The following is a 15,958-nucleotide window of genomic DNA, read 5'->3' as shown; positions in this document are numbered from 1 at the left end:
CCCCCCCCCCCCCCCCCCCCCGCGCCCCCCCCCCCCCCCCCCCCCCCCCCCCCCCCCCCCCCCCCCCCCCCCCCCCCGGGCGGGGGCCCCGCCCCCCCCCCCCCCCCCCCCCCCCCCCCCCGGCCGGGGCGGGCCCCCCCCCCCCCCCGCGGCTCGGGGCCATCAGGACTTTGGGGGCATGCGCCTGACGGCTTTGAGAGGCGTCAGTCCCGAGATCAAGTTTGAGATCAACCCTGCTGCTGGTCGGTCGGCGGCGGGGTAGGGCGCGTCTTGTGTTGCGCCATGAACTGGTCGAACTCTTCCTTGTCCTTGGCGTGACGCAGACGGTCGAGGAAATTCTTGAACTCGACCTGCTCTTCCTCGAGCCGCTGCAGTGTCTCGGTGCGGTACTCGTCAAAGGCGCGGTTGCCGCTCGAGGGCGGGCCGAAGCCAAAGCCGAAACCGTGGCGCTCCATGCGGCCGCGCATACGATCCATCTTGTACTGCATCCGCTCCATCTTGTTCTGCCAGCGATCCTGGTTGCTCCAGCACGACATTCTTCTGCTCCCGAGTGTGAAAAAGAGAAGGGCAAGTCCGATCGGCCACCAGATGATGAAGCCGACGATGGTCACGGCGATCCAGCCGGGATGCCAGGGCGTATTGAGCATGTGGGGGCGCTCGTAGTGTTGGTCCGAAGGGCCGCGCCATCGATTGACATCAGCGGTGTAGGCCATTTCCCTCTCCATGACGGCATCAGCGCCGTTGTGAATGTAAATAACATTTACATAGGTAGATCATCCCGCGATTTTGTCAAGCCGACCGCCTGACAGGGCGACGCAATTATTTGAGTAACTTTATTTCGGCTTGCCCCAGGGACCACCGGGCGGCACGCCTGAACCGGAGGATGCCTCCGGTGGCACCGGCGGCGGCTCGGCGCTTTTCGCCGGAGGACGGCGATCGGTCGGGAAGCCGAGACCGCGCAGATAGATCAGCACCTCGGCTTCGAGCAGCTCGTCCGGCGACATCGGCAGCTTTCGACGCGCGGCGTCACCGCGGGAGAACAGCGAGGCCACGCCATGCGCCATCGACCAGATGTGCAGCGCCATCATCATCGCCGGAGGCCGCGGCGTGCCCGGCGGCGCCAGCGCGGCAAGCCGCTCCGCCGCAGCACGAATGATGTTGAAAGCACGCTCACTGGCGGCCTGGAGCGCCGGATTGGAATCCACCGGCACGCCCGATTCGAACATCGCGTTGTAGAACGCGGGCTCCTCGCGGGCGAAGGCGAGATAGGCCCTGCCGACACGCTCGAACGCCGTGACGGTGTCGGGCCGTCCGTCGTCCCAGGCCGCGGTCAGGCGCGATTCAAACTGCTCGAAGCCGCGCTGCGCGATCGAGGACAGCAGTTCTTCACGGTCGCGAAAATGCCGGTACGGCGCCGCCGCACTGACGCCGGCCATGCGCGCGGCATCGGCAAAGGTGAAGCCGGCCGCGCCCTTCTCGGCGATCAGCCCGAGGGCGGCCTGCAACAGGGCTTCCTTCAGATTGCCGTGGTGATAGCCGCGCTCGGCGCGGCGCGTCTCCTTGCGCCAGCTCATGTGAACGACCTTTACATGAGCCGGGCAGGAAGGTCACTAGCGGCGACGGGTTTGATCGACCCGTATTCTTCCCGGTCCGGGGCGGCGGCCGAGATCCTAGCCGCCGGGGATCGGGAGCACCGGCATGATCTCGACGCGTTCGCCGGGGAAGATCGTGAAGTGCGGGTGGTTCTCGAACATCTTGGCCGCGGCTTCATGGGATGCCGCGCGCACCACGGTGAATGCGCCCATCTCGTTGGCGATGTCGGCGAGGCCCTTGCCGTCCACCTTCTTGGTCTTGCCGAGCGGCCCGCCCATGGCCTCGATCGCGCCCTGGTGCTTTTCCACCCAGCCCTTCCAGGCCGCCATGCCCTCCTGCTCCTTTGCTTTGCGCTCGACCTCGGGCATCGCATTCCATGCGGCCCATTTGGAGCTGGTCTTGCTGCCGAGGAAAACGGCGAGATAGGTGTCGAGGATCATCGGTTCTCTCCTTTTGGTGATGGATAGACAAAGCTGCGGCTATTTCTTCAGGTCGCCGAAACCGGCGGCGGCCTCCTGCACGTCAGGCGGAAAGTCGCTCATCTCCTGCACCTGACGGATCTCGATGATTTCGTTCGGTGCGGCCGGACACCGCCTGGCCCAGGCGATCGCCTCGGCACGCGAGGCAACCTCGATCATCCAGTAGCCGCCCAGGACCTCCTTGGCCTCGGCGAACGGACCATCGGTCACGATGGGCTTGCCGGCCGCAAACGAGACGCGCGCGCCCATCGAGGGCGGGTGCAGGCCGTCGAGCGTGATCAGCACGCCGGCGTCCTTCAGCGCCTCGTTGTAGCGCATCATCGCAGCAACCCGCTCGGGATCCAGTTGAACGTCGGGCGCTGCGGTCTCGTAGCCGAGCGGGATCATCAGCATCATGAATCGCATGAGCATTCCTTGCGTGCTTTTGTCGTTCGGGTTGCGCGGCGAGGCGCCACTCCGGATGGACGGGAGCGACGGCCCGGGCCGCCCGCCCTCACCTCCAAGACGAAGGAACCTTGACGAAACCGACAGGTGACGAAAATTATTCTGGAGATTATTGGCTGGCGCTAGCGCGCCTGCGGCAGGAAACGACTGTCCTGCCGGGCAGCGCCGAAATAGACCTCGATGCGGCGAACCTTGTCGCCGGCAAAGGTGAAGAACTCGGTGTTGCGAAAGCTCCTGCCATCTGTCGCCAAGCAAAAATAGGTGACGAAGGCCTCGTCGCCCTGGACGAAAATCCGCTCGATGTCGTGCCGCGCAATCCAGCCGGTGTCCCTCCAGCAACGCTCGAAATAGGCAGCCTTGTCGAGGTCGTCGTCGAACGGGCTGGTGAAGCGGAAATCGTCGGCCAACGCGTCGGCGACCCGTTGCCGGTCGTTGCCGAGATAGGCGGCGAAGAGGTCTCGAATCAGGCGCTCGGGATTCGTCATCGAACGGTTCCGTAGTCAGCATCGTCTTGAAGACGATTGACGCGCAGCCGCGCCGACATCACGTCCGGCAGCAACCACGCGAAAAATAATGCACGCGGCGGCCCGTACAAATACGGCTCGTTCTATGACCTCCGCCGTGCATATGAATCAAGAATGCTTGCAACCTGAGCAACATGGCGGACGCGTGCGAAATACAGAGCGGGCAACGTCTCGTGCAGGAATTTACAGTTGCTAAAGAAGCCCATGCAACTTGTTAGCTTGAGCGAAACGGTATGACAATCCGGCTGATTCGCCCCTCAGCATTAGGCGGAGCTTACGTGTTCAATTTCCAAAGCAAGAAAGTCAGGCACGCGATCGCGGAAGTCGAGGCGCTCGACCGGTCCCAGGCCGTGATCGAATTCGGCCTCGACGGCACCATTCTCGATGCCAACGAAAATCTCCTCAAGATGAGCGGCTATACGCTCTCGGAGATCAAGGGCAAGCATCACAGCATCTTCGTCAGCCCGACTGAACGCGAGAGCGCCCGTTACCGCGACTTCTGGGCCAGCCTGAACCGCGGCGAGTTCCAGACCACGCAATACAAGCGCTTCGGCAAGAACGGCAAGGAAGTCTGGGTCCACGCCTCCTACGCGCCGCTGCGCGACGAGAACGGCAAGGTGGTCAGCTTCATCAAGTTCGCCACCGACATCACGGCATACAAGGTCAAGACCATGGAGGACGCGGGCAAGATCGCCGCCGTCAACCGTGCCCAGGCCGTGATCGAATTCGACATGGACGGCACCATCCTCACCGCCAACGAGAATTTCCTGGGCGCAATGGGCTACTCGCTCGACGAGATCCAGGGCAAGCACCACAGCATGTTCGTGACGCCGGAGGATCGCGCGAGCTCTGCCTATGCCGACTTCTGGGGGCGGCTGAACCGCGGCCAGTTCGAAGCCGCCGAATACAAGCGGATCGGCAAGGGCGGACGCGAAATCTGGATTTTGGCAACCTACAACCCGATCCTCGATGAGATGGGCAGGCCGTTCAAGGTAGTGAAGTTTGCGACCGACGTCACCGCGCAGAAGATGAAGGCGGCCGACAATGACGGACAGCTCGCCGCGATCCAGAAATCGCAAGCGGTGATCGAATTCAACATGGACGGCACCATCCGCACCGCCAACGAGAACTTCTTGAAGGCGATGGGGTATTCGCTGGCAGAGATCAAGGGACAGCACCACTCCATGTTCGTCGAGCCGAACGTGAAGAATTCGACGGCCTACCGCCAGTTCTGGGAGACGCTCAACCGCGGCGAATACCAGGCCGCCGAATACAAGCGGATCGCCAAGGGCGGCCGCGAAATCTGGATCCAGGCGTCCTACAACCCGATCCTCGACCTCAACGGAAAACCCTACAAAGTGGTGAAATATGCCACCGACATCACCGCGCAGGCGATCGGCCGCAAGAAGGCCGACAACGCGCGCGGTCTGATCGAGGCGGTCGCAGCCGGCAGCGAAGAGATGAGCGCGTCGATCCGCGAGATCTCCGCGACCATGGCGAAGTCGCGCGAGAATTCGAAGGTCGCGACCACCCGCGTCGAGGCCGCCGACGGCCAGGCGCAGCGGCTGAACGCAGCGGCGCAGGCGATGAGCGGCATCGTCGAGATGATCTCGGGCATCACCGGCCAGATCAACCTGCTCGCGCTCAACGCCACGATCGAATCGGCGCGCGCGGGCGAAGCCGGCCGCGGCTTCGCCGTGGTCGCCTCCGAGGTGAAGAGCCTCGCCAATCAGGCCAAGCAGGCGACCGACACCATCACATCAGAAATCGACGCGCTGAACACCATCTCCGGCGACGTTGCAAGCTCGCTGACCGCAATCAAGGTCGCCATCGCCGGCGTCAACGAGTTCATCGCCTCCACCGCCGCCGCGGTCGAGGAACAGAGCATCGTGACGGCCGACATGTCGGCCAACATGCAGCGCGCCACGGCGGAGCTGGCCTAGGCCGACCTGCGCGGCCGCAACAGGAGAGCCTCGACGAGCTAACGGCGCAATAGTTTGTCGCGTCTCCTCGCGGCTTTCGTGGTAGGGAGACCGCCTCAATTCCCAAACCACGGATAAGCTATGACCGCCTCCCCGCAGAAAATCGCCCTCGTCACCGGAGCCGCACGTGGCATCGGGCTTGCGACCGCGAAGAAATTTTTGACCGAGGGCTGGCGGGTGGCATTGCTCGACATCGAGGGCGAACTGCTCGGCCGCGCGGTCGCCGAGATCGGCCGGGACGAAGCCACGCTGGCGTTAACCTGCGACGTCTCGGACGCAGCCGCGGTTGCCACCGCGATGACGACGGTCGAACAGCGGTTTGGCCGGCTCGACGCGCTCGTCAACAATGCCGGCATTGCCGTGTTCGCGCCGCTGATGGAGACGTCGGAGACCGATTGGCGGCGCGTGCTCGAGGTCAACCTCACCGGCCCGTTCCTCTGCACCAAGGCGGCGGTGCCGCTGATGCGCGACGGCAATGGCGGCGCCATCGTCAACATCACCTCGATCTCGGCGGTGCGCGCCTCGACGCTGCGCTCGGCCTACGGCACCAGCAAGGCGGGCCTCGCGCACCTCACCAAGCAGCTCGCGGTCGAGCTCGCGTCCCTCAACATCCGCGTCAACGCGGTCGCGCCGGGACCGGTCGACACCGCGATGGCGAAGCAGGTGCACACCAGGGAGATCCGCGCCGACTATCACGACGCCATCCCGCTCAACCGCTACGGCCTGGAAGAGGAACTCGCCGAAGCCATCTACTTCCTGTGCTCGGAACGATCCAGCTACATCACCGGCCAAATTTTGGCCGTCGATGGCGGCTTCGATGCGGCGGGCATCGGCCTGCCGACGCTGCGCGGCGAACGGCGGAACGGATAGACACGGCGCAGGGTGGCCTAGCGAAGCGTCACCCACCTCTTCTCGTCGGCCTATCCCACGGACTCGAATTCGCGGAGGCTTCATGCGACGCGTCACCTTCCTCAGAGCCTTGATGCTCGCATCCGCGCTGCTCGCCGCCACGCCTGCCTCGGCCGAAATCCGCATCGTCCAGTCGCCCGGTGGACAGGTCGGGCCGTTCCTCGATTTGTTCGAGAAGGTGCGCGAGAGCGGCGAGCGCGTGGTGATCGACGGTCCCTGCCTGTCCGCCTGCACGCTGGTACTGAGCATCGTGCCGGGCGAGCGGATATGCGTCACCAAGCGTGCCGTGCTCGGCTTCCATGCGGCGCGCTCGATCGATCGGCGCGGACGCTTCTACGCCGAGCCGGAAGCATCAGATGCGGTGCTTGCGGCCTATCCCGGCCCGGTGCGCGACTGGATCAGCCGCCGCGGCGGCCTCTCGTCGCGGTTGCTTCTGCTGAAGGGACGCGACCTCGCCGCGATCTATCCGCGCTGCCGGTGATGATCAGGCGGACGCAAGCGCCCGCACGGTAGGGCCGCGCAACTACATCGCCTCGATGATCGCGAGCGTCAACTTCACGGCCATCGCGTTGCACGTGAGCCAGCGAACAAGCGCGCCGGCAAAATTGCGCCGGTCACATGCTTCGTGAGGTCTAGTAATAACTCTGGATCAGCTGGGCCAATTCCATGCTCGCGCAGATGAGCATACCCCAAAGTGCAAAGTTGATCTGCAGCGCCGCCGCCATCGGTCGCTCCCCTTCCAAGTCCGCCCGCCCCAGTTTTTAGAATTTATGACGAAATAAATAACGATTCTGTCCCGGAGTTCACAGCCTAATATTGCGCCAGTTGTTGTGCGATGCGGTCCGCATGATTTCACGAAGCGGCCTAACTGCTCACGCAATGTGGTGCGACAGCAACATCCATATTCGGCCGTGTCGGCCAGGCGTTTCCCTTAGGTTCCATTTGAGCGGTGCGAGGCAAGCTTCGGCAAGCGGACTTGGCGCGTCGCATACAACACCCAAGGGCCCGGCATGATGCGACACGGCTTTGTCTTGCTCACTTTTTGCGCAACACTCATGGGATGCGTGGTCGCGCCTGCGCAGGAACGCCGTCCGATCGCATGGGACGGCCTCGGTCAGGATCCGAACCGTCCCTCCGTCATCAAGCGTCGCGTGGCGACCCAAACTCCCGCGACGAGTGATTCGAATCAGGAGCGGGAGAGAGTCCTCGGCACCTTGCGCCCGTACTCCGCGGCATGGTGGGCAATCCATGACGAAATCGAAGCGGAGAATGACAGGCAGCTCGGGACAAAGCTCGTAATCTGTCCGCGCTGCGTTCCCTCCTCCCAACCACCGAGCAATGACGTGACCGGATCGATCCGTTGATAGGGCACGCGGTCGATCGGCCCATGACGCAACGTCCTCATGCGCGCCCCTCTCCCGCATCGTCGTGGAGAGGGGATCGCCGCTTGGCGCGTCAGGCGATCGCGCCTGTCACATTCCCTCGGCCGGGCAGTTCACCATCCAGGGAATGCCGAACTTGTCGACGCACATGCCAAAACCTTTGGCCCAGAAGGTCTTGCTGAAGGGCATGGTGACATTGCCGCCATCGGCGAGCGCATTGAACTTGCGCTCGCCCTCCGCCGGGTCCGCGACCGTGAGCGAGATCGAAAAGCCCTGCGGCTTGTGACGATGCTCGGGCGGCGCATCCGAGCCCATGAGCACGCTGCCGTCGGGTAGCGACATCCGCGCATGCATGATCGTCTTCTCGCGGCCGGGCGCCGCGGCCATGTCCGGCGGTGCGTCCGACGAACGCATCATGGCGTCGATCTTGCCGCCGAGAACCTTGGCGTAATAATTGAACGCCGCTTCGCAGGTGTCCTGATAGAACAGATAGGGATTGAGCATCGTTTCTCTCCGTTTTGCTTTCGTTCGGGGTGACGGCGCTACTTCTCGGTGAGCTTCTTCAGGCTGGCCAGGCCCGCCTCGAAATCCTTGCCGATCATGTTGTCCATGTTGATGAATACCTGCATGACCTTGGACAGGAACGGGGCCGGACCGGACATCGCCCACGTGACCAGTGTGGCATCGCCTTGCGGCACAAAGGTGAACTCGGCGGTGTTGTGGCCTTCGAAAGGCCGCTCGAAATCGAGCTTGATGCGTAGTTTTGACGGCGCACTCGCCTCGAGGATCTCCATATGGCCGGCGCCGACATTGTTGTTGCCGTCCCAGGCATAGGTCGCGCCCCTTCCTTCAGTTCCGCCGAATCTGCGCTTCATGGCGGGATCGCGGCCCTCGTAGGGGGACCAGGCCGTCCAGCGATGGAAATCGGCGACCAAGGGATAGACCGCATTGGCCGGCGCTTTCACGGCGAGGCTGCGCTCGACGCGGAATGTGTCGGGCTTCGTCAGGGCGAAGCCGAGCACGCCCACGATTCCGACCGCGAGCAGGATGACGATGACGGCAAAGGCTTTCAACATGAATGGCTCCCTGGATACGCTCCTAGGACGAAGGGAGGGGGTCGAGCCCGACAAGGCGAAGCAAAAATTTTGCAACGCCCGAAACAGGCGCTCCCTACTTCACCTTGGCGCCTTCGACCTTGGCGTCTTGCCTGGCGCCGCCATTTGCGCCCTTGGGCTGGCTGTCCCGGATCAGGCGATCGAGATGCATGCGGATGTGAGCCGCTTCTGCGGACGTGTTAGCGAGGGCGATGGCGCGGTCGAAGGCGATGCGGGCTTCGTCGTTGCGGCCGAGCTGCATCAGGAAGGCGCCGCGCACGCCGTAGAAGTGGAAGTAGTTGGCAAGCTTTGGCGCCAGCGGCTCGATCAGGTCGAGCGCGGCTTGCGGTCCGCGCACCTTGGAAACCGCGACCGCGCGGTTGAGCGTCACCACCGGCGAGGGCTGAACCACCTCCAGCGCACCATAGAGCAGGTCGATCTGCGCCCAGTCGGTCTCCGCGGGCGTGGACGCGCGGGCATGCAGCGCGGCAATCGCGGCCTGGATCTGGTAGGGCCCGCTGCGGCGATGGCGTATCGCCTTGTCGATGAGCGCGAGGCCTTCCGCGATCATGGTGCCGTTCCACAGCGAACGATCCTGGTCGTCTAGCAGGATCAGCGAGCCATCCGCGGCAAAGCGCGAGGCACTGCGCGCATGCTGCAACAAGATGAGCGCCGTGAGGCCCATGATCTCCGGCTCGCTCTGGAACAGCCGCAACAGCAGCCGCGCCAGCCGGATCGCTTCCTCGCACAGCGGCTTTCTGATCTCGGCGGTGTCGCCGCTCGCCGAGTAGCCCTCGTTGAAGATCAAATAGATCATCGCGGCGACGACGGCGAGCCGCTCCGAGCGCTCGACCGCGCCCGGCGTTTCAAACGGCGTCCCGGCCTCCGCGACCTTGGCCTTGGCACGCGTTATGCGCTGCTCCATCGCCGCATCCGACACCAGGAAGGCGCGCGCGATCTGCTTCACCGTCAGGCCGCAGACGATACGGAGCGCCAGCGCGATCTGCTGCGTCGCCGGCAGGCCTGGATGGCAGCAGATGAACATCAGCCGCAAAATGTCGTCGCGGTAGTGGGAGCCGTCGAGCCGCTCGGCGAGCGCGCCCTCGGTGTCGTCGAGATCGGAGATCGCCTGGTCGTCCTCCGGCAGCGGCTGCTGCTTGCGGGTACGGCGCACCTCGTCGATGGCAACGTTGCGGCCGACCATGATCAGCCAGGCCGCGGGATCGCGCGGCGGTCCGTTCTGCGGCCAGGTCTTCAGCGCGCGCAGGCAGGCGTTCTGAAAGGCTTCCTCCGCGGTGTCGAGATCGCGGAAATAGCGCAGCAGTGCGCCGACCGCTTGGGGGCGCGCCGAGGTCAGCGCGGTCTCGATCCAGGCGGTATCGGCCTCGCTCACGTCAGATTCCCTCCGGGCCTGAACACGCCGACGGGGCGCACCTCGTAGGCGCCGCCGGGGTTGGCGGCGCCGAGGTCGCGGGCGACATCGAGTGCGTCATCGAGATTCTTGCAATCCACGATATAGAAGCCGAGCAACTGCTCCTTGGTCTCCGCGTAGGGACCGTCGAGCACCAACGGCGGGTCCTCCTTACGCAGCGTCGCAGCCGCGGTGGTCGGCAGCAGCCGCGCCACCGGGCCGAGCCGGCCCTGCTGTGTCAGCTTCTCCTGCACCACGGCGAGCTTCTTCATCACGGCTTCATCCTGGTCCTTGCTCCAGGAGCCGACGAAGTCCTCGTCGTGATAGCAAAGGATCGCATAAAGCATGGGCAGTACCTTCTCTGAACGCTTGTTTTGAAGACGATCCACTATGCCCCGCCCCGACATGGCTGCGGAAAAAAATTGCAAGAAAAATCCGGCAGATCGTGCCAAGGAGGGCCTTCAAAAACGGAACTTAAAGAGGCACTTCGAATGACCGTGGGCACACTGGCCGTCCTGATCAACAGCACGCAGCAAAACTGGCTGCCGGAGCGCTGGAAGGCCCGGTTCGACGCGGTCAGCGGCGGCCGCCGCGTGGTGCTGCTGCCCGATGCCGGGCTCGATCCGGCCGAGGTGCACTATGCCGCGGTGTGGAAGCCGGTGCCGGGCGACCTCGGCTCCTTCCCCAATCTGCGGGCGATCTTCAATCTTGGCGCCGGCGTCGATGCGCTGATGGCGGACAAGAGCCTTCCGAACGTGCCGCTGGTGCGCGTCGCCGTGCCTGACCTGACCGGCCGCATGACCGAATACGTCGTGCAGCACGTGCTGATGCACCACCGCCAGGAGCTTTATCTGCGCCAGTCGCAGCGCGAAAAGCGCTGGGAGCCGACCTATCAATGGCCGGCGAGCGCCGTCACGGTTGGTGTCATGGGACTGGGCACGCTCGGTGCCGACGCGGCCGATGTGCTGCGGCGGCTTGGTTTCGGCGTCGCCGGCTGGAGCCGCAGCCCGCGTACCATCGCGGGTGTCGAATGCTTCCATGGCGCCGGGCAGATCGACGCATTCCTGCGCACGACCGATATTCTGGTCAGCCTGTTGCCGCTGACGCCCGATACACGCGGCATCCTCAACCGCGACGTCTTCACCAAGCTCAACCGCAAGAGCCCGCTCGGTGCGCCCGTGCTGATCAACGCCGGCCGCGGCGGCCTTCAGAACGAAGCCGACATCCTGGCCTGCCTCGACGACGGCACGCTGGGCGCCGCCTCGCTCGACGTCTTCGTGCAGGAGCCGCAGCCGAAGGACAGCCGGTTCTGGACCCATCCAAAGGTTTTGCTGACGCCACATAACGCCGCCGACACCGACGCCGATGCGATCTCGGCCTATGTCGCCGAGCAGATCGCGCGGTTCGAGGCCGGTGGTGTGCTGGAGAACGTGGTAGACCGGGCGCGGGGGTATTAGGCCGCACACGGCGCCTCATTTCCGGTGTCGTCCTGGCGAAAGCCAGGACCGATTACCCCGGGGAGGAGTTGCGGCGCGAGATGGTAACCCCGAATCTTCGCCAAACTACCCCGCGGGGTGGGTCCTGGATCTGCGCTTCGCTTGTCCAGGACGACGCCAGAGTTCTCGGTCACTCCGTCCCCCCACGAAGGCACCCGCTCGGCCGGTATCCCGTTCACCCTCTCTTAGCGAGAAGTTGATAGGTCTCCTTAATCAACGCTCAACGAACGAGTCGGACATGCGCTTGACGCTCGGCCTCAGGATGCGGATCACGGTTGCGCTGGCGGTGACGGCAGCCGCGACCGCGCTGTTTGCGGTGCTCGGTGCAATGTGGATCATCGCGGGGATCATCGACCGCGCCGACCAGCGCGAGCTGCGCAGCCATTACGATGCCCTGCAATCGCGCATCACCGAAGAGTCCCGCCGCGCCGCCGCCATGAGCGCCGTCGTCGCCGCGATGCCCGCGACGCAGGACGCCATGGCCAAACAGGATCGCAATGCCCTGGTCAGCCTGTTCGGGCCGGTCTTTGCCGCGACCAAATCGGAGTACGGCGTCGAACAGTTCCAGTTCCACGTGGCGCCCGCGACCTCATTCTTGCGCGTGCACCAGCCTGCCAAATTTGGCGACGACCTCTCGGGCTTCCGCAAGACCGTGATCATGGCCAACCAGGAGCGCAAGGTCGTGGTCGGCCTCGAGGGCGGCCTGGCCGGGCTCGGCATCCGCGGCGTCGTGCCGATCGCGCAAGGCGGCAAGCATCTCGGCTCAGTGGAGTTTGGCCTGACCTTCGGCCAGTCTTTCCTGGACGACTTCAAGACCAACCGCCATGTCGACATCGCCTTCCATCTCGCGGACGGCGGCGGTTTCAAGCTGTTCGGCGGAACGCTGAAGGGCAAGAGCTTCTTCGACGCGACCGATTACGGCCGCGCCGCCGGCGGTGACTTCACGATGCGGCAGGCCAAGCTCGACACGACGCCGGTGGCCGCGCTGCTCGGACCGATCAGGGATTTTTCCGGCAAGCCCCTCGGCGCGGTCGAACTGGTGATGGACAATGCCGACTATGTGGCCTCCGCCGACCGGGCCTGGCTGCTGGCATTCGGCATCGCCGCGCTCGGGCTCGTGCTCGCCGCAATCGTCGGCTATCTCATCGCCCGCAGCATCTCGCGTCCGATCATCTCCATCACCACCGTGATGCGCGAGCTGGCAGACGGACACCTCGATGTCGCCGTCCCCGCCAGCAAAGCGAATGACGAGGTCGGCGCAATGGTCAAGGCGGTCGCAGTGTTCCGCGACAACGCCGTCAACTTCAATAAGCTCCAGGCCGATCAGCTCGAGGCCAAGGTGCAGTCCGAAGCGGAGAAACGGCGCGCGTTCGCCGCGCTCGCCGACAATTTCGAAGCCAGCATCCGCGACGTCGTCACCACGGTCTCCTCGGCAGCGGTCGAGATGGAGAACACCGCGCGCTCGATGTCTGATATCGTCGAGCGGTCGCGGCAGCAGACCGGCACGGTGTCGTCGGCCTCGGCGCTCGCCTCGGAAAATGTGCAGACGGTCGCTGCCGCCGCGGAAGAGCTGTCGTCGTCGATGACCGAGATCAGCCGGCGCCTTGCGCACGCGACTGCGGTGGTCGGCAAAGCTGCGAGTGACGGACGACGGTCGAATGAGCGCGTGCAGAGCCTGGCCGACGCCGCGCAGAAAATCGGCGACGTGGTCTCCTTCATCAGCGGTATTGCCGAGCAAACCAATCTGCTGGCACTCAACGCGACGATCGAGGCGGCGCGCGCGGGCGAAGCTGGCCGCGGCTTTGCGGTGGTCGCCTCCGAGGTAAAGGCGCTGGCCACCCAGACCGCCAAGGCGACCGAGGAGATCGGCGCGCAGGTGACGGCGGTGCAAGGCGAGACCACCGGCGCAGTGGACGGCATCCAGTCGATCTGCGCCACGATCCAGGAGGTCGACGAGATCTCCGCGGCGATTGCCGCCGCCGTCGGCCAGCAGGGCACCGCGACGCAGGAGATCGCCCAGAACGTCCAGCAGGCAGCCGCCCGCACCGGCGAGGTCTCGCAAAACATTGCGGGCGTCACCGCCGGCATCGCCGCGACCGGGACAGCGGCGGAGGAAGTCCTGGGCTCGGCGATCGAGCTATCAAAGCAATCGCAGCGGCTGCGGGACGAGGTGGACCGTTTTCTCGCGCATATTCGCGCGGCGTAGCAGGCTACAAACTCAGTGTCGTCCTGGCGAAAGCCAGGACCCATTACCCAGGGAGGAGCTGCGGCGCGACGGCGGCAACTCCGAATCTTCGCCAAACCAGATTCGGGTGCCTATGGTCCTGGCTTTCGCCAGGACGACGTTTGGGAGATAGCTCGCGCCACGCAACCGCCTAGCTCTTTCGTCCCACCATCACGTCGATCGCCCCCTTCACGATCGCCTCGAGCTCCTTCCGCGACACGCGGGCGCGGGAGCGGATAGCGATTGAATGCACCGTCGCTGAAGCGAGCTGCGCCAGCACTGCTGGATCGGCGCTCTCGGGCAACTCGCCTTTCTCCTTGGCGCGGCGGAAGCAACTCGCAAATGCCTTGTCGAGTTCGTTGAGGCCATCGAGCACCATGGCCCGGATGTCGGGATCGCCGATCGCTTCGGAGGCCGCCGTGACCACGGTGAAGCAGCCGCGCGGGCCGGTCTCGCCGGAGAGATAGATGTTCAGCGCGGAGGCGAAGATACGCTCCAGCCGCTGGCGCACCGGCATCTCCTGGCGAAAGATCTCCACCATCGATGCGCGCGCATCCTCGCGGTAGCGTTGATAGCTCTTGATGTAGAGCTCGCGCTTGTCGCCGAAGGCGCCATAGAGGCTCGGGCGATTCATTCCGGTAGCTTCGCTGAGATCGTCGAGCGAGGTCGCCGCGAAACCTTGCGTGCGGAACAGGTCGAGCGCCTTGCCTAGCGCGACTTCGGGTTCGTAGGCGCGCGGACGGCCGCGGCGTTTGGGTTCGCTGGCAGCAGCTGGCGGCTTGGCTTTTTGTACCATTTTGCAATTTAATCCTTGACCGTCCTCATAATATGCAAGACAGTACAAAAATCAATCTGGCCAGGTTGAGCGACACTCCAAAAGTCACATCGAGGAATTGCCCAAGGAGGCTCAAGATGGATCTTTATTTCTCGCCGCTCGCCTGTTCGATGGCGAGCCGCGTCGCGCTGTATGAAGCCGGCGCCGAAGCCAAATATCTCGAAGTCGATCCGCCGACCAAGACAGTGCTGAGCGACGGCACTGACTTCCGAACCGTGAACCCGATCGGCCTGGTGCCGACACTGCGCACCGACGAGGGCGTGGTGCTGACCGAGAACGCCGCGATCCTGCAATATATCGCCGACCGTTTCCCGCAATCGGGCCTCGGCGCCGCGGCGGGCATCGAGCGCACGCGGCTTCATCAATGGCTCTGCTTCATCGGCACCGAGCTGCACAAGGGCCTGTTCATCCCGGTGCTCGACCGCAAGGCGCCGCAGGAGACGAAAGCCTATGCGCTGGAGAAGAACCTGTCGCGGCTGGATTACCTCGACAATTACCTGAAGGGGCGCGACTTCCTGCTCGACCATTTCAGCGTCGCCGACGCCTATCTCGTCACGGTCATCAACTGGACCATGGCGACGCCGCCGATCGAGCTCGCCAAATGGCCGAACGTGAAGGCCTATTACGAACGCCTGCGTCAGCGACCGTCGATCGCCAAGGCGATCGCGGAAGAGTTCGAGCTGTACAAGGCCGAGCAGGCGCGGAAGAAGGCCGCGGCGTAAGCGGCATTCGAAACGACCGTCGTTCCGGGCAATGCGGCCGGGACGACGGGTCCGGAACAATTGGCTATTTCGGCGTCTGCAGTACGACCCCGTAGCGGCCGTATATCCGATCGATCGTGCCGTCGTTTCGCAGCCGTTCAACCGCTCCATCGATGGTGTCGCGCAATGCATCATCCGGACGGACCATGCCGACCGCGACGTTCCAGTTGAGATCGGCCACGGACTCGTCGCGATCCAGGATACGAAATGCTTTGTCTGGATGCGTCAGATTGAAATAACTCGCTGCAGTGGGTGTGACCGCAGCGGCATCGATCTCATGGTTTGACAAGGCATCGAGGCTGTCGCTCTCGAAGCCGAAAGTCGACGTCGGGACGTGCCGTTGACTGATGATCATGGCAGCGACGGATCCGACCTGCACCCCGACCTTGGTATGCTCGTTGAGGCTCTGGAACGAGGCGAGCGCGCTGGATGAGGGGACGGCGAGCGCGACGCCTGTGCGATAATACGGTTTTGAGAATCTCAAGCGGGTTTCACCCTGCGCTTCGCGGTCGGCGATGACGTCCAGAACAATGTCGCATCCGGCGCTCCGCATCTGGTACTGGGTGATGATCCAGTCGAGACGCAGCGAGACGCCGAGCTCGTGTGCCAGCGCCTCGCCCAATTCGATCTGAAAGCCGGGAGGATCGGCGGCCTTGCTTGCGAACGGAAGCGAGTTCGGATGGGCGCATAATCCGAGCACACCGGATGCGCGGATCGCGTCCAGGGTTCGCCCCTGCGCAGGATTCAGCAATGCGATTACGGCGCCGACCACAATCGGGAGAACTGTCTTCATTTCGCGTCCTCGTATCGACATCGGCCTGCTA

The 15,958-nt window shown here is 64.3% G+C and carries 18 protein-coding genes; 7 read left to right on the top strand and 11 right to left on the bottom strand.

Annotation, left to right across the window (positions count from 1 at the left end; genetic code table 11):
- Positions 1-227: 227 nt before the first annotated feature.
- The 5 genes from AC0L2J_RS24300 to AC0L2J_RS24280 all read right to left on the bottom strand — a co-directional run bounded on the left by AC0L2J_RS24300 (position 228) and on the right by AC0L2J_RS24280 (position 3,001).
- Positions 228-713 (bottom strand): DUF2852 domain-containing protein, encoded by a 486-nt coding sequence (locus AC0L2J_RS24300; RefSeq protein ID WP_007614282.1) that lies wholly within the window; start codon positions 711-713, stop codon positions 228-230.
- Positions 714-833: 120 nt separating this feature from the next.
- On the bottom strand, positions 834-1,574 hold the full coding sequence (locus tag AC0L2J_RS24295) for a TetR/AcrR family transcriptional regulator (protein WP_063994768.1): 741 nt from the start codon (positions 1,572-1,574) through the stop codon (positions 834-836).
- Positions 1,575-1,670: 96 nt separating this feature from the next.
- Complete coding sequence (locus AC0L2J_RS24290) at positions 1,671-2,033, bottom strand: hypothetical protein (RefSeq protein ID WP_473394771.1); 363 nt, start codon at positions 2,031-2,033, stop codon at positions 1,671-1,673.
- Positions 2,034-2,072: 39 nt separating this feature from the next.
- Positions 2,073-2,477: a YciI family protein gene (locus AC0L2J_RS24285; RefSeq protein WP_204512221.1), complete on the bottom strand. Its 405-nt coding sequence runs from the start codon at positions 2,475-2,477 to the stop codon at positions 2,073-2,075.
- A 161-nt stretch (positions 2,478-2,638) separates the two neighbouring features.
- Positions 2,639-3,001, bottom strand: coding sequence for a nuclear transport factor 2 family protein (locus tag AC0L2J_RS24280; protein WP_473394770.1), 363 nt, complete (start codon positions 2,999-3,001; stop codon positions 2,639-2,641).
- 317 nt (positions 3,002-3,318) lie between these two features.
- Here AC0L2J_RS24280 and AC0L2J_RS24275 point away from each other — a divergent pair, with 317 nt between their 5' ends.
- The 4 genes from AC0L2J_RS24275 to AC0L2J_RS24260 all read left to right on the top strand — a co-directional run bounded on the left by AC0L2J_RS24275 (position 3,319) and on the right by AC0L2J_RS24260 (position 7,295).
- Complete coding sequence (locus tag AC0L2J_RS24275) at positions 3,319-4,983, top strand: methyl-accepting chemotaxis protein (RefSeq protein ID WP_063994765.1); 1,665 nt, start codon at positions 3,319-3,321, stop codon at positions 4,981-4,983.
- A 120-nt stretch (positions 4,984-5,103) separates the two neighbouring features.
- Positions 5,104-5,892, top strand: coding sequence for an SDR family NAD(P)-dependent oxidoreductase (locus tag AC0L2J_RS24270; RefSeq protein WP_473394769.1), 789 nt, complete (start codon positions 5,104-5,106; stop codon positions 5,890-5,892).
- An 82-nt stretch (positions 5,893-5,974) separates the two neighbouring features.
- Positions 5,975-6,412: a hypothetical protein gene (locus tag AC0L2J_RS24265; RefSeq protein WP_063994763.1), complete on the top strand. Its 438-nt coding sequence runs from the start codon at positions 5,975-5,977 to the stop codon at positions 6,410-6,412.
- Positions 6,413-6,941: 529 nt separating this feature from the next.
- Complete coding sequence (locus AC0L2J_RS24260; RefSeq protein ID WP_473394768.1) at positions 6,942-7,295, top strand: hypothetical protein; 354 nt, start codon at positions 6,942-6,944, stop codon at positions 7,293-7,295.
- Between the two features lie 108 nt (positions 7,296-7,403).
- Here AC0L2J_RS24260 and AC0L2J_RS24255 read toward each other — a convergent pair whose 3' ends face one another.
- The 4 genes from AC0L2J_RS24255 to AC0L2J_RS24240 all read right to left on the bottom strand — a co-directional run bounded on the left by AC0L2J_RS24255 (position 7,404) and on the right by AC0L2J_RS24240 (position 10,165).
- The gene (locus tag AC0L2J_RS24255; protein WP_007614293.1) at positions 7,404-7,817 is read right to left on the bottom strand and encodes a VOC family protein; all 414 of its coding nucleotides are present in this window, start codon (positions 7,815-7,817) and stop codon (positions 7,404-7,406) included.
- A gap of 38 nt (positions 7,818-7,855) precedes the next feature.
- On the bottom strand, positions 7,856-8,389 hold the full coding sequence (locus AC0L2J_RS24250; RefSeq protein ID WP_473394767.1) for an SRPBCC family protein: 534 nt from the start codon (positions 8,387-8,389) through the stop codon (positions 7,856-7,858).
- Positions 8,390-8,483: 94 nt separating this feature from the next.
- Positions 8,484-9,800 carry an RNA polymerase sigma factor gene (locus AC0L2J_RS24245; protein WP_473394766.1) on the bottom strand — a complete coding sequence of 439 codons (1,317 nt, stop codon included), beginning with the start codon at positions 9,798-9,800 and terminating at the stop codon, positions 8,484-8,486.
- Positions 9,797-10,165: a YciI family protein gene (locus tag AC0L2J_RS24240; protein ID WP_007614296.1), complete on the bottom strand. Its 369-nt coding sequence runs from the start codon at positions 10,163-10,165 to the stop codon at positions 9,797-9,799. Before AC0L2J_RS24240 ends, AC0L2J_RS24245 begins: the two co-directional genes overlap by 4 nt.
- Before the next feature lie 144 nt (positions 10,166-10,309).
- Here AC0L2J_RS24240 and AC0L2J_RS24235 point away from each other — a divergent pair, with 144 nt between their 5' ends.
- Positions 10,310-11,275, top strand: coding sequence for a 2-hydroxyacid dehydrogenase (locus AC0L2J_RS24235; protein ID WP_473394765.1), 966 nt, complete (start codon positions 10,310-10,312; stop codon positions 11,273-11,275).
- Positions 11,276-11,552: 277 nt separating this feature from the next.
- Complete coding sequence (locus tag AC0L2J_RS24230) at positions 11,553-13,520, top strand: methyl-accepting chemotaxis protein (protein ID WP_473394764.1); 1,968 nt, start codon at positions 11,553-11,555, stop codon at positions 13,518-13,520.
- A 169-nt stretch (positions 13,521-13,689) separates the two neighbouring features.
- On the opposite strand, the gene AC0L2J_RS24225 is transcribed toward AC0L2J_RS24230, so the two are convergent.
- Entirely contained in the window at positions 13,690-14,334 is a 645-nt protein-coding gene (locus tag AC0L2J_RS24225) for a TetR/AcrR family transcriptional regulator (protein ID WP_473394763.1), read from the bottom strand.
- 116 nt (positions 14,335-14,450) lie between these two features.
- On the opposite strand from AC0L2J_RS24225, the gene AC0L2J_RS24220 reads away from it, so the two are divergent.
- Positions 14,451-15,095 carry a glutathione binding-like protein gene (locus tag AC0L2J_RS24220; protein WP_007614301.1) on the top strand — a complete coding sequence of 215 codons (645 nt, stop codon included), beginning with the start codon at positions 14,451-14,453 and terminating at the stop codon, positions 15,093-15,095.
- Between the two features lie 64 nt (positions 15,096-15,159).
- Here AC0L2J_RS24220 and AC0L2J_RS24215 read toward each other — a convergent pair whose 3' ends face one another.
- A complete protein-coding gene (locus AC0L2J_RS24215) occupies positions 15,160-15,927 on the bottom strand; it encodes a substrate-binding periplasmic protein (protein WP_473394762.1) in 768 nt (255 codons plus the stop codon).
- Positions 15,928-15,958: the final 31 nt, after the last annotated feature.

It is taken from the genome of Bradyrhizobium sp. MV1.5 (assembly GCF_055807615.1).
The sequence above is the reverse complement of the archived record's forward strand: the minus strand, read 5'-3'. Positions and strand labels throughout refer to the sequence as shown.